Source organism: Thermostichus sp. OS-CIW-31 (assembly GCF_054060305.1).
Map to the genome: position 1 here is coordinate 1 of NZ_JBSSDA010000015.1, position 13,302 is coordinate 13,302.

At 58.2% G+C, this 13,302-nt stretch carries 12 protein-coding genes and 1 pseudogene; 4 read left to right on the forward strand and 9 right to left on the reverse strand.

Features of this window, described 5'->3' with window-relative positions:
* Positions 1 to 76 precede the first annotated feature (76 nt).
* Positions 77 to 1,370, forward strand: a pseudogene (glnT, locus tag ACVWY9_RS09605) (type III glutamate--ammonia ligase).
* Between the two features lie 63 nt (positions 1,371 to 1,433).
* On the opposite strand, the gene ACVWY9_RS09610 reads toward glnT, so the two are convergent.
* The 5 genes from ACVWY9_RS09610 to ACVWY9_RS09630 all read right to left on the reverse strand — a co-directional run bounded on the left by ACVWY9_RS09610 (position 1,434) and on the right by ACVWY9_RS09630 (position 5,786).
* Positions 1,434 to 2,300 (reverse strand): shikimate dehydrogenase, encoded by an 867-nt coding sequence (locus tag ACVWY9_RS09610; RefSeq protein WP_457388238.1) that lies wholly within the window; start codon positions 2,298 to 2,300, stop codon positions 1,434 to 1,436.
* 60 nt (positions 2,301 to 2,360) lie between these two features.
* On the reverse strand, positions 2,361 to 2,864 hold the full coding sequence (locus ACVWY9_RS09615; protein WP_414413104.1) for a hypothetical protein: 504 nt from the start codon (positions 2,862 to 2,864) through the stop codon (positions 2,361 to 2,363).
* A 47-nt stretch (positions 2,865 to 2,911) separates the two neighbouring features.
* Entirely contained in the window at positions 2,912 to 4,222 is a 1,311-nt protein-coding gene (locus tag ACVWY9_RS09620) for a response regulator (RefSeq protein WP_457388199.1), read from the reverse strand.
* A 475-nt stretch (positions 4,223 to 4,697) separates the two neighbouring features.
* Positions 4,698 to 5,444 carry an SIMPL domain-containing protein gene (locus tag ACVWY9_RS09625; protein ID WP_457388200.1) on the reverse strand — a complete coding sequence of 249 codons (747 nt, stop codon included), beginning with the start codon at positions 5,442 to 5,444 and terminating at the stop codon, positions 4,698 to 4,700.
* 30 nt (positions 5,445 to 5,474) lie between these two features.
* Positions 5,475 to 5,786, reverse strand: coding sequence for a hypothetical protein (locus tag ACVWY9_RS09630; RefSeq protein ID WP_414409074.1), 312 nt, complete (start codon positions 5,784 to 5,786; stop codon positions 5,475 to 5,477).
* 196 nt (positions 5,787 to 5,982) lie between these two features.
* Between ACVWY9_RS09630 and ACVWY9_RS09635 the strand changes: the two genes are divergently transcribed.
* The 3 genes from ACVWY9_RS09635 (at position 5,983) to ACVWY9_RS09645 (ending at position 8,231) form a co-directional block, all read left to right on the forward strand.
* Complete coding sequence (locus ACVWY9_RS09635) at positions 5,983 to 6,258, forward strand: DUF4404 family protein (protein WP_457388201.1); 276 nt, start codon at positions 5,983 to 5,985, stop codon at positions 6,256 to 6,258.
* A gap of 78 nt (positions 6,259 to 6,336) precedes the next feature.
* Entirely contained in the window at positions 6,337 to 7,647 is a 1,311-nt protein-coding gene (gene hemL, locus ACVWY9_RS09640; protein WP_457388202.1) for a glutamate-1-semialdehyde 2,1-aminomutase, read from the forward strand.
* Positions 7,648 to 7,985: 338 nt separating this feature from the next.
* Entirely contained in the window at positions 7,986 to 8,231 is a 246-nt protein-coding gene (locus ACVWY9_RS09645; RefSeq protein ID WP_414330709.1) for a hypothetical protein, read from the forward strand.
* Here the strand turns inward: ACVWY9_RS09645 and ACVWY9_RS09650 are convergent.
* From ACVWY9_RS09650 to ACVWY9_RS09665, 4 genes are all read right to left on the reverse strand, one after another.
* Entirely contained in the window at positions 8,228 to 9,628 is a 1,401-nt protein-coding gene (locus tag ACVWY9_RS09650) for a ferredoxin:protochlorophyllide reductase (ATP-dependent) subunit N (RefSeq protein ID WP_457388203.1), read from the reverse strand. The genes ACVWY9_RS09645 and ACVWY9_RS09650 overlap by 4 nt on opposite strands.
* 41 nt (positions 9,629 to 9,669) lie before the next feature.
* A complete protein-coding gene (locus ACVWY9_RS09655; protein WP_457388204.1) occupies positions 9,670 to 10,647 on the reverse strand; it encodes a protochlorophyllide reductase in 978 nt (325 codons plus the stop codon).
* Between the two features lie 158 nt (positions 10,648 to 10,805).
* Entirely contained in the window at positions 10,806 to 11,642 is an 837-nt protein-coding gene (gene bchL / locus ACVWY9_RS09660; RefSeq protein ID WP_041437180.1) for a ferredoxin:protochlorophyllide reductase (ATP-dependent) iron-sulfur ATP-binding protein, read from the reverse strand.
* 371 nt (positions 11,643 to 12,013) lie between these two features.
* Positions 12,014 to 13,300, reverse strand: coding sequence for a recombinase family protein (locus ACVWY9_RS09665; RefSeq protein ID WP_457388205.1), 1,287 nt, complete (start codon positions 13,298 to 13,300; stop codon positions 12,014 to 12,016).
* Positions 13,301 to 13,302: the final 2 nt, after the last annotated feature.

A 13,302-nucleotide genomic window follows, 5' to 3' on the forward strand; every position in this document is an offset into this window, starting at 1 on the left:
CAGGACTTGGGTCATGGTTCTATCATAACTTCCGCATTCCTCCCGACACTGACCCTACGGGTACAGTGCGGGGCTCCTGCGATTTCTAGCTGAAATTGCCCGCGCCCAAGGGATCAACTACTTTCTGCTCTCTTTTACCGACCTGCTTGGGATCCAACGGGCCAAGCTGGTGCCTGCCTCAGTTATCGACTTCATGGGAGGGTCAGGCTGGATTTGCCGGGTTTGCCGCCTGGTTGGACTTGACGCCTGCAGACCCCGATGTGTTTGCCCAGCCGGAGCGCGAGCGCCTGTTTCAACTGCCCTGGCAGCCGGAAGTGGCCTGGATGCCTGCCGATCTAGTCCAGGTCAACGGGGATCCCTTGCCACAAACCCCCCGCTGGGTGTTGAAGCAGGTGTTGTCCCAAGCAGAAGCCATGGGCTTTCAAGTCAAGACGGGGATCGAATGCGAGTTCATGCTTCTGTCGCCAGAAGAGTGGGCCATTTCCGATGAGCGGGATCGGCAGGCCAAGCCCTGCTATGACCAGCAAAGTTTGATGCGGCGTTTCTCGGTGATCCGAGACATCTGCGATGGCATGCAGAAGCTGGGCTGGGATCCCTATCAAAACGATCACGAAGATGCCAACGGCCAATTTGAAATGAACTGGCGGTTTGACGATGCCCTAGTTACGGCTGATCGCCACGCCTTTTTCAAATACATGGTGAAAAGCATTGCCGAAAAGCATGGCTATCGAGCTACCTTCATGCCCAAACCCTTTGCCCATCTGACGGGCAACGGCTGCCACACCCATATTTCTCTTTGGCAGGGGGAGCAAAACCTATTCGCCGATCCCCAAGGGGAATTGGGGCTTTCTCAACTGGCCTATCACTTCATCGGCGGGGTGCTACACCATGCGCCTGCTTTGTGTGCCCTCACCAACCCGACGGTCAATTCTTATCGCCGCCTCAATGCCCCCGTCACGCTCTCTGGGGCCACCTGGTCTCCCAATACGATCAGCTACAGCGGCAATAATCGCACCCACGCCATTCGGATCCCGGATGCCGGGCGGTTTGAACTGCGTTTGGCCGATGCTGCTGCCAATCCCTACCTTTTGGCTGCCGGTCTCATTGCCGCCGGCCTGGACGGGATCCAACACCAACGGGATCCTGGCCCCCGCTGTGACAACAACGCCTACACCGATCCCCTCCCCAATGCCCCAACGTTGCCCGGCTCTCTGGTCGAAGCCCTCAACCATTTAGACCAAAACACCCTGTTCCGCAGCAGGCTTGGGGATCCCTTTGTAAATGCCTACCTCAAGCTCAAACGCCAACAGTGGCAGGAATACAACCGTCAGATCACGCCCTGGGAGCGGGAAACAACCTTGGATTGCTAGCCCGGTAGTTGTTGTTATCTCATTACACCTTGAGAGAGGGCTTCCAACTGGCCTGGAGTGACCCTAAACCTGGGCCAACTGGTGTTGAGCTGCCTGCCGCATCACCTCTACTGGCACAGGCTTGCCTCCCAGCCAAAGCGACAGGGCCTTGGCCCCCTGCTGAACCAGCATCTCCAGCCCACTGATGGGGGTATAGCCCAACTCGGCGGCCATGCACAGCAGAGGAGTGGGATCCGGCACATAGATCAGGTCGTACACGATGGCACCTGGAGACAGCAGGCACAGTTGCTCTCGGCTCAGGGGGGAAAGCCCTTGACCGGCGGGGGATCCCGGCTTGTGCATACCCACAGGGGTGGTGTTGACCAAAAGCCGCGTCTGAGACAGGTAGCAATTCAACTCCGCCCAGTTCACCGTCTCCACCTGAGGCCAGGTCTGTTGCAAGGCCAGCAATGGGTTGGGGGATCGCCCCGCCACCCGCACCGGCCCCAGCCCCAACTCCAAACAGCCTTGGATGGCCGCCCGCGCTGCCCCCCCGGATCCCAGAATGAGAGTAGGGATCCCTTTTTCCAGACCCAGCAAAGGCTGCACAAAGCCATCGATATCGGTATTGGTGCCCGCCCACCCGCCCTCTGGCAAGGGGTAAACCGTATTCACCGCCCCCACCGCTGCTGCCCGCGATTCAATCTGATCGAGCAAAGGGAGAATGGCCTGTTTGTGAGGAATCGTCACATTAAACCCCCGCACCCCAATGGCCGCCAGCCCTGCCACCGCCGCCGCCAAGTGTTTTGGAGCCACCGGAAACGGCACATAGCAATAGTTTTCCCCCATAGCTGCCAAAGCAGCATTGTGCATGGCTGGGGATAAGCTGTGGGCCACCGGATCCCCGATTAGACCGAGCAATTGGGTGCTTCCCGAAATCCGACCGTCCACCGGCTCAGCCAACTCCTCAAGGGATCCCTTAAGCCACTCAAGTTAAAGACGATTTAAAAACTACTGAGACTCCGACTCAACCCGCTGCAGAGTCTGCCGGTAGCGATGGCGCCAGCCGGCCAGAGATTCTTCCGAAATGTGGTCGATCAAGGTGCTCATCTCCGCCAGGATCTGATAAACGCGGTCAAAGCTTTGTCGGGTTCGCTCTTCCTGTTCCGGTTGACGCGCCTGCACCATGTACAAGCTCATCTTGATGGTTTGCAGGCGGTTTTTGCCCAAATCTTCCAGCATTTCCCGAATTTGCCCGATTGCCTCCCGCCTCACCTGTCTCTGCCGCCGTCGCAACAGCCAAAAGAGGATCCCGTGGATAACCCCCACCAAAGTGGCGCTGACCGCCGTTGCCGTTTCTAGCGAAAAAGCGCTGCGGCTGGCCACAAAACCACTTAGCAGAATCACCCCTATTCCTACCGCCGTCAAGATGAGCTCAATGTTGTTTAGGAACCATCTTCCTGCTGGTCTCCAGATCCCAGATCCGGCCACTTGACCCTGAAGAATGCCCATCATAGCCTTTTGCACCTCCCTTCCGTCTCTCCCGTTCGCTCAGCCCATCACTACCTGCTCAGCCGTCCCAAAGCCAGGCGCGGTCTTCTGCGGCTCAGTTGACGCTTCAGACAAAGCTGCCGGAGTTTTCGCCGCCGCAAGCGGAAGGGTCTATGGGCCAGGGATCCCGCTGTGGACAGTTCCGGTGCAGAAGCCTGCATTTTTTGGCTGAGCTCTTGATGGTGTTGGCGGAGATCCTCAATCTGCCTGAGGCGAGTCTCCAGCTCTCGGCGCAGTTCGGCGTTTTCTTTTTCCAGACGCTGCAGGCGTTTCAGCAGCTCTGAGGACTCCGTTCCGCTGACGCGGTCGGAAACTGGGATGGGATGGGGAGCAGTCACCACCGAGCTGTGCACATTCCTGCTATCTCGCATAGCCTGGGCAGCCCGACGCAACAGAGCCACCCCCTTGGGATCATCGCTGTCCATGAGGCTGGCCGCTCCAAACTGGAGCTGTACCGGCAGCGCCCGCCCATTCACCACAAAGGGATCCTGAATCATCCGCTGACAGCAGCGTTCGGCAGCCATTTGCGCAGCAGCCAAGGTGCTCCCCGGCAGCAGAATGATAAACTGCCCCTCGTCGTAGCAAAACAGGTCGTCTCCATCGCGCAGGTTATTGGCCAAACGCTCCCTAAACAGTTTGAGCAGATCAGCCCGACCGTCAGCATCCAGCCCTTGTGCCAGAGAACCGAGGTTGGCCAAGCGCAGCACAAACAAGCTGAGGGGTTCCGATTGGGCACGGGCCTGGGCCACCCGCAGCGGCAAACGAGCCACCAAATCCTGACGGCTACCCACCTCCAAACCAATCGACTTGGGGGGAGAGGGAGGAGATTTTTGCCCAGTTTTGAGCAGATATTGCTGGCGGCGACTTTCTACAATGCGCAGCCCTGCCCGCACCCGCGTCAGCAGCTCTGCAGCCTGAAAGGGTTTGGAAAGAAACTCATCGGCGCCTGCCTCCAAAGCCCGCTCCATGCTATCGTTGCCCTCGCGGGCAGTCATAATGATGTAGTACACCCAAGCATATTCCGGCAATTGCCGCAGTTGGCGGCACAGGTCTAGGCCGTTCAGAGAGGGCATGACCCAGTCGGCAATGATGAGGTCTGGGGGTTGGCGGCGAATTTGCTCCAGCGCGGAGAGGCCATCCAAAGCATAAGAAATACTGCAGCCCTGCTTGCCCAAAAAGTTGGACAGCATTTCTGCCACCATGTAGCTATCATCCACAATCAGTACACGGGCTTGCAGACTGCCGTCTTGACTTCTGCCAGAGCCGGATTTCCCCTTCTCGGGCAGAGGAGTTGCACCAACGCTCTCCGGGCTGGGATCCATAGACAAACTGAGGCAGGATGGCGAGAAAATCCGGGAAAGCAAACTACCCGCAACTTTCCATCGCTATTCTAATGCGGTAGCAAACAGCAGCCGCTTCAACTTTGCCGAGTTGGTTAAATTATAGTCATTATAAATAAACAGGAATGAAACATTTCTGTTGCATCGCTTCCCAACTCCCCTCTCCCAGAGGGAGAGGGGTTGGGGGTGAGGGCTGACTCCTTCTGGGGGAGGGGTTGGGGGTGAGGGTGGTTTCCAGAAGCAGCGCGGAGCGCTTGGGCAGCAGTGCGGAACGCCTGGGGAGTGTCTCAATCTAGTTTGGAATGACCATAACCAAGTAATTGGATTATTGACAGATCATTGCGGAGCCGGTGTCTGTTGCTGTCCAAGGCTTGCCCTGAGTAGGAATCTTTTGGCGGGAGAGCTGAAATCCATGCGGTGAACATTTGTGAATCATTCCAGGCAACAGAGCAGAGGCTCAGTAACGGAGCTCGAGGGTGACTTGGGCGCGCACGGTTTGCTGTCCCCCCTCCACCGGTGTGGATGCCGTTTCTAGACGGGCATAGTCGGCGCGGGCAAAGGGGATCGGCGGCGGGATCATGTAGCCATCGCTCTGAATCTGGATGCGCTCGACGGAACGGATGCTCAGGTTCAAGGCCCCCAGCACATCCTGGGCTTGGCGTTGGGCATCTTTCACGGCTTGGGTTAGGGCGCGGCTGCGCGCTTCCAACAGGGTGGCATCGTCGGCCCGGAAACTGACCGATTCCACCTGGGTGGCTCCGGCGGCCACGGCTTCATCCAGCACTTGCCCGGCTCTGGCCACGGGCACCTCGAATTGCAGACTGTTTTGCCCCTGCACACCCGTTAGGCGAGGTTGGCCATCCCGATAGTCGTATTGCGGGTAGAGGGAAATGCCGGTGGTTTGTAGAGCGCCTACTTGCAGCTCCTTGAGGCGATTGACCAGCCGCTCTGAGCGTTCTGCCACCTGTTGTTGTACCGATTGCGCCGTCTCCCCCTGGATCACCACCCCCAAGCGAATGAGGGCAATGGAGTTCTCTACGGAGACCGATCCCTGTCCTGTAACCGTCAACATTCGGGATCCCTCAGCGGGACTGGCCATCGCTCCACCTCCGGCGATTATGTTCCAACCCAACAGGGCCACCGCCAGTACCAGGCCCAGCCACGCCACCCCCTTCAGCCCTTTCCAACCCCTGATCCCGTTCATCGCTTTCCCTTTCCATGGTTCAACCCCAGCCTACTCCCACCGCTCCTCAGCCTGATCCGACAAAAGCCCCAGCCACCAGTTCCCTAACCTCACCCAGCCGGTGCGTTCTTGCCCCCACGGATCCCGTATCCGCACACGGAATACCCGTTGATACTTGGAAGTGCTCCCGGAAAAAGGCCCCAGCCGCCAGTACCGTGCCTCCTGGCTCAACAGGGAGTAGCCCTGCTTTGCCGCCCACCGCTGCAGCAATTCTTGGCTGCGTCTTTGTTCCCAGACGAAAATCCCAACGAAAAGGGCAGCAGCAACCGCCGCCCCTACTAGGGCCAATGCCAGCTCAGACATGGGGATAGACTCTACTGCCCATCCTACAAAGGTTGCTCCAATGCTGGGATCCCCGGCTGCAAAAGTTAACCTTCGCCGCTTACCCGCTCTTAGACCCTAGATAGAGGGATCCCTGCTTCAACCCATCAGACCGTATGATTGAGGCAGGGTGGTCAAAACTCAATCGGTTCTCAAGTCGTTAAGGTCTCTTTACAGAATGGCCGAATCGAAACTGCGACAACTGCTGCACGATCTGGATGTTGAGCTGCAAAAAACCCCTGGCTTGGATGAAAAGCAGCGACAGCAAATTGCCGCCATTCGCCAGGAAGTGGAGGCGGTGCTGGCCGATCTGGGATCCCCGACCGAGAGCAAACAGAGCCAAGGCCCCAGGGATCGCATCGGAGAGGCGCTGGGCCTGTTCGAGACCTCCCATCCCAACCTCACCCTGATCCTGGAGCAGGTGATCGACACACTGGCAGGGATGGGTTTGTAGGTTCAGGGTCCGTAAAAGGGCTCACCAGAAAGCTCCCTTGCTTGCTAGCCTTGGTAATGCGTTGAAAGCTCCTGCTCTATGACCAGCACTCTCCACTCCACTTCGTTTAACACCACCCGCTCCAAACAGATTTTTGCCCGGGCACAAAGTCTCATGCCGGGGGGGGTTAGTTCTCCGGTGCGCGCCTTCAAGTCGGTGGGCGGGGATCCCGTCGTGTTCGACCGTGTCTCAGGGGCCTACGCCTGGGATGTGGACGGCAACCAATACATCGACTACATCGGCAGTTGGGGGCCGGCGATTGTTGGCCACGCTCACCCCGAGGTCATTGAGGCTCTGCGCCGAGCTTTGGAGAAAGGCACCAGCTTCGGCGCCCCTTGCGTTCTGGAAAATGAGCTGGCGGAGCGGGTCATTGAGGCGGTGCCCAGTGTGGAGATGGTGCGCTTTGTCAATTCCGGCACCGAAGCTTGCATGGCGGTGCTGCGCTTGATGCGGGCCTATACCGGTCGGGAAAAGGTGATCAAGTTTGAGGGCTGCTACCACGGCCATGCGGACATGTTTTTGGTGAAAGCCGGTTCGGGGGTGGCCACGCTGGGCTTGCCAGACTCGCCGGGGGTGCCCAAGGCAGCTACCAGCGCTACGCTGACGGCTCCCTACAACGACCTGGAGGCAGTCAAGGCCCTGTTTGAACAGCACCCCGACTCCATTGCCGGAGTCATCCTAGAGCCGGTGGTGGGCAATGCCGGCTTTATTCCCCCCCAGCCGGGCTTCTTGGAAGGCTTGCGAGATCTCACCCAAAAGTACGGAGCCCTGCTGGTATTTGATGAGGTGATGACCGGCTTTCGCATCAGCTATGGCGGTGTACAGGCCAAGTTTGGGGTCATCCCCGATTTAACGACCCTGGGCAAGGTCATCGGCGGCGGCCTGCCGGTGGGGGCCTACGGCGGTCGGCGAGAAATTATGGAAATGGTGGCTCCAGCGGGGCCGATGTATCAGGCAGGGACTCTTTCCGGCAACCCCCTGGCCATGACAGCAGGGATCCAGACACTGGACATTTTGCGCCGCCCGGGCACCTACGAGTATCTGGAGCGGATTACCGAGAAGTTGGCGACGGGGCTACTGCAGATCGCGCGGGAAACGGGGCATGAGATGTGCGGGGGCTATCTGCCCGGCATGTTTGGCTTCTTTTTTACTGCCGGCCCAGTGCGCAACTACGAAGAGGCCAAGACTTCCGATCTGCAGAAATTTGCCCGCTTCCATCGCGGCATGTTGGAGCGGGGAGTCTATCTGGCGCCCTCGCAATTTGAGGCCGGCTTCACCTCCCTGGCCCACACAGAGGCCGATGTGGAGAAAACTCTAGCCGCCGCGCGAGAGGTGTTGAGCACCCTCTGAGTCTGCAATTCACCCTCTTTCGAGGCGGGATCCCTGCTATGGCCGAGCACATCCACCGCAACTGGAGCATGACTCTAGTCAATAATAAGCTCAACTATACTGAAAATAATGTATAATATGTTCAGTACGGATTACTACCAGTTGATCTTTCTGTTTACTTTCGAGTCTGCCAACATGGTAGCCAAAGCAAAGCAGAAAATTGGTAGTAAGACGACACGGAAACTGCGCTTTGGGTATTCTACTCAAAGCTTTGCGGGATACCGCCATTCTGTTTGGACTCCGTCCCGCTAACGCGAATGGAAACAAACAGAATGCTATCGCTGCATAGTTGAACAGTGATGTTCAGCAGTGTTCAGCGTAAATGTATCAGCATCACCACCCAAGCTACAGAGAAGGGGTTTATCTTTCGCTGCCGGCTGCTCCAGCAAGATGGCTCTTGCGAGTCGGAGATTGGCACCAAAGCCTACGGCTACTTTCAAAACGAGGCCGAAGCTATTCTGGCGGGCATGGTCTGGATCGACCGGCAGCAACTGCCAGATCACCTAGACGGTCTACTGTTTGACAATGAGGAGCCGGAAGGTTAGATAGGGGCTTCTTCTCGCACCAGCCGCTCCCAACCCAAGCCTTTGAGGGCAGCATTGCGCCGCAGCGGTCGGGTCACCAGCTCCAGCAGAGCCTGGGTGTTGCCGAAGCCGTGGATCTGGGCGAAGGTGAACTCCACCGACCACTTGGTGGTTATCCCCCGTGCCTCTAGGGGGTTGGCGTGGGCCATACCTGTGATCACCAGATCCGGCTGCAGGGCCTTGATGCGCTGGATTTGGTTGTAGTTATCCGGCTTCTCTACGATGGTGGGCTTGGGCACTCCCATCTCTTCGCAGGTGCGCTCCAAGAGGGCCAGCTCAGCCGCTTGGTAGCGTTTGTCCATGTAAGGGATCCCAATTTCCTGCACCGTCATGCCACAGCGCACCAGGAAACGGGCCAGCGAGATCTCCAGCAGGTTATCGCCCATGAAGAAAACGCTTTTGCCCCGCACCAGCTCCAGATAATCCCGAACTTGGGGATGGCTCCACACTTCCGCTTCCCGCTCTGCCAAGCCTTGAGTTGGGATCCCCAATTCGCGGGCAATGGCTTCTATCCAGGCGCGGGTGCCATCCGGCCCGATGGGAAAAGGAGCGGTGATGAGCTTAGCCTTTTTACGGCGTACCAGCGTGGTGGCTGTGCGGCTGAGGAAAGGATTCACCCCCACCACATAGGTGCCCGGCTCGATGGCCGGCAGCTCCCCATAGCGTTTGGCCGGCAACCAGCCGGAGACGCGGATCCCGTGTTTTTTCAGCTCCAGGGTGAGTTGGGTAACCACCGGATCGGGCACCGAGCCGAAGATCACCAAGGGGGGATGCTTGTGGAAGCCTTCCTCCTCTTTCTTTGTTCCAGAGCGGAGCCCGTAAAAAAGCGCCTGGAGACCCCCGCGGGTTTCCTGCTCCTCTGCCCGCACCTGCTCTGGGCAGCGTTGAGCCATCGAGGCCAAAACCGTATCTTCCCCTTGGGTAAAGGCGTAGTCGAGGCCATTGGCCCGGGCCACCACAATCGGGATCCCGATCTCCCCTTCCAGCTTCTGGGCTAGGCCCTCCAGATCCATTTTGATGATCTCGGTGGTGCAGGTGCCGATCCAGACAATCACGCTGGGATTGCGATCCCGCTGAATTTGCAGGCACAGCCGCTTCAGCTCCTCGTAGTCATTCAGCTTGGCGCTGATATCCCCCTCTTCCAGCTCGGCCATGGCATAGCGGGGCTCGGCAAAGATCATCACCCCCATGGCGTTTTGCAGAAAGTAGCCACAGGTTTTGGTGCCGATGACCAAAAAGAAGCTGTCTTCAATTTTTTGATAAAGCCAGGCTACACAGCTAATCGGGCAAAAGGTATGGTAGTTGCCGGTTTCGCACTGAAAGTTAAGGGCGTTGGCACTATCCAAAGCAGCATTCATGCTCGTCTCCTAACAACATATAAAGAGGGGAACATTTCGGGCTAAAGGGCCGCCAACTGGGGCACACCCACCAATTTTTCGCTGAGATCCCAAAGCAGTTTGGCCTTGGCATCGTCCGCCGCCTCGTCAGAGACTTCTTGGTTAAAGGGCTTGGCATTCTTGCGTTGCCGGTTGCCCCAGCTCCAGTAGAACCCCGACCGACGAAACTCGGGATCGGCCACCACTTGGGCCACCCGCTCTCCGGCCAATTCCTGAGAAACAAATCCGCCCGTGATGTTTTTTTGAAACCAGGGGAAAAGTTTTTGAAACAGGGGATAGTGATGGCGGAACAGAGCCGTGGTGGCTACACACCCCGGATAGAGGGAGAGGAACGTGATGCCAGTGCTTTCGTGGAAGCGGCGGTGTAGCTCGCGCATGGTGAGGATATTGCAGACTTTGCTGTCTTTGTAGGCTTTCACCGGTTCAAATTTGCCGCCATCGGCCATGCTGATGGGATCCTTAAAGCCCTGGGCAAACCCCCGCAGATCCCCCAGGTGGGGTTGGGGTGGGATCTTACCCCCCAGCTCTTTGGGATTGTGGGTAACCGTGCCCAAGATCACCAGCCGCCGATCTGGATAGGTGGAGCGTTTCAGATCCTCCAACATCAAATGGCAGAGCAAGAAATGCCCCAGATGGTTGGTGGCCATGGTCAGCTCATATCCTTCCGGGCTGCGCAGGGGCTGCTTGAGCAGGGGCATGTAGATGGCGGCATTGCAGACCAAGGCGTCCAAGGAACGGCCCCAGTTGCGGAACTGCTCGACAAACCGCCGCACGCTGGCCAAGCTGGCCAGATCGATCTGCATCAGGGTATAGCTGCCCTGGGGGATCCCCACTTGCTGGGCCGCCCGGTAGGCTTTGTCCAGATCCCGACAGGCCATCACCACGTGCCAGCCGCGCTTGGCCAAGGCCAAAGCTGAGTACAGGCCAACACCCGAGGAAGCTCCGGTAATCACGACGGTGGGTTGCTCTTGTCCTTGCATATCCAACTCCTGTGCCATTTCCTTCCCAAAGCGGGATCCCTACAGGATCCATCTTGGAGTGGAAAGCGGATCGGACAACAAATTGATAAGGTTTGCGACAGTCTTCCGAAACAGTGGCTTCATCTTTGGACACACTGCCCAAGCCGGCAGGGGATCCGTCACACCAAGGCCAGTTGGCGGGCTGGAGTGTTGTAAAAGTCGGAGAGCAAAGCAAACAGCTCCCGATCCTCTGCAGGTTGGGGCACGATCCCTTCCGGACGGGCCAGCAGCTCATCGGCGATGTTCAGGTAGTACTGGCAGACAGGCTCCAGGCTGGGATCGGTTTCCGCCATCTCGAAGAGGGTCTTGCCCTTGACCCGCGAGACGCGAATATCTTCAATGAGGGGAAGCACCTCGATAACCGGCATGGGAACTGCCGAGACGTATTTGTCGATTAGATCCCGCTTGCTGGTGCGATTGCCGATCAGCCCGGCCAACCGCAGCTTGCGGGTTTTGGCCTTTTCTCGCACCGAGGCAGCAATCCGATTGGCGGCAAACAGGGCATCAAAGCCGTTGTCGGTTACGATCAGGCAGTAGTCGGCGTAGTTGAGGGGAGCCGCAAAACCGCCGCACACCACATCCCCCAGCACATCGAAGAGGATGACGTCGTACTCATCGAAGGCATTCAGCTCCTTCAGGAGTTTGACGGTTTCCCCCACCACATAGCCGCCACAGCCGGCCCCTGCCGGGGGCCCACCCGCTTCCACGCAGTCCACGCCGCCGTAGCCGCGGTAGATCACATCTTCTGGGTAGATGTCTTCGTGGTGATAGCCCTTGGCTTCCAGGGTGTCGATGATGGTGGGGATGAGAAAGCCGGTCAGGGTGAAGGTGCTGTCGTGCTTGGGATCACAGCCAATCTGCAAGACCTTTTTGCCCCGCCTGGCCAAGGCCACCGAGATGTTGCAACTGGTGGTGGATTTGCCGATCCCACCTTTTCCGTAAACCGCCAATTTCACAGCGCGTTCCTCCATGGGGCAGACAAGGGACATTATCGGCAGCCAACCCGCCCCCTGAGAACTGTTGCGAAGGATAAAGGTGGATCCCTCAAAAAGCTAGAAGTTCCCAGATCTTGCAAATCGTCCTAAGAAAGTTCCCAGGGCTTCTCAAGTCGATTTTTGATGTTTTTCCCGATTTTAGTTTTAGATATACTTTCATCAGTGATCAAAAGAAAACAATTCCAGATGACAATTCACCCAAATCGGGAAGGATTCAGCTATGCCATGGCGCTGATCCCGTCCTCTTGGCTTGTCGCTGAGGCAGGGCTGAGTCGAGAAAGAATCAAGAATGATCTCAATTCTCCGGGGAAGGTGGGGAGAACCCTTCACTCTCAGGGATCAAAGGCAAACGTAACTCGCACCGCTCCTGCAGAATCCACCTCGATCCTGCGCAGGAATTCCCGCAGGTAGGCACGCCGTTCGGTCTCGCTGAGGTCTTGCCAGAAGGGCGGGATGGAGAGGGTTTGGATGGTCTGGGTGAGGTTGGCGGGGGGGAGTTGCTCCAGCTTTTGGGCCAAGCGGGCCGTCTCTGCTCGCAACTGGTAGCGACGCTGGGCCAGGGAGGCCTCGTCCATTAGTCCAGATTGCTGCAGCTCTTCCAATTGCCGCAGCCGCTCGGCGTTGGCCTGGATTTGGGCTTGGAGCTCTTGGCGGACTTGGGTGAGGGCTTGTCGATCCAGCGTCTGGGCGCGTTGGGGCAGTTGTTCGCACACCTGCCGGATCACCTCCTGCAGGACTTCGGTGTAGGGGAGGCTGTAGCGACAGGTTTGGCAGCGCAGATAGAGGTAGAGGGATCCGTTCTTTTTCGCCTTGCGAGGGGTGGTTTGCACAATGCGCAGAAGGCTGCCGCAAGAACAGCAATGAACCAGGCCGGCCAAAGCGCGGGGAGCACTGGCGCTGCGGCGAGGGATCCCTTGGTTGCGTTTGAGCCAGCGATCGATCTGGGCGGCTTCCGTACGGCTGAGGAGGGCCGGGTGAGTGTCCCGCAGGGTGGTGCCGTCGGCATAGGCCAGATCCCCGCGGTATACCGGGTTGAGCAGCCAGTTGCGTCCGGTGGCCACAGAAATCCGCTTGTGGTGTTTTTCCTCCAAGAAGCGCACCGCCTGCCGCAGGGATCCGTAGAGGAGAAAGTGCTGGAAAAAATCCTGAACGATGCTGGCCTGCCGGCGATCCAGCACGTAGCGTTCCCCTTCGCGGCGGTAGCCAAAGGGGGCAGGGCCGGGGGGAGGCTTGCCCGCCAGGCGGTTTTGGGCTTGGCTGCAGCAGAGGCGGCGGCTTTGCAACTGATGGGGGATCTCGGCCAGCAGCGGGATCCAATCGGCAGCCTCGGTGGGGGTTTGCAGACCGGATTCGGTGACCAAGCTGAGGCGGATCCCGGAGTGTTGGATTTGCAGCAGCCGCTCGTGAATTTCATCCGCCCGATCCCCCAGATCCGCCAGGCGCAAGAGCAGCACTTCCTGCACCCAGCCGGCTGTGATGCGCCGGAACAGCTCCTCCAAATGAGTTCGGGATCCCCAATCGTGCAGGATGGGATCGGCCCCTCGCAACTTGAGCCAGGCCAACTCCTGTTCCGGCAAAGGGGCATGGGAAGGCGTGTAGAGGTAGCCGCAAACGCTCATGG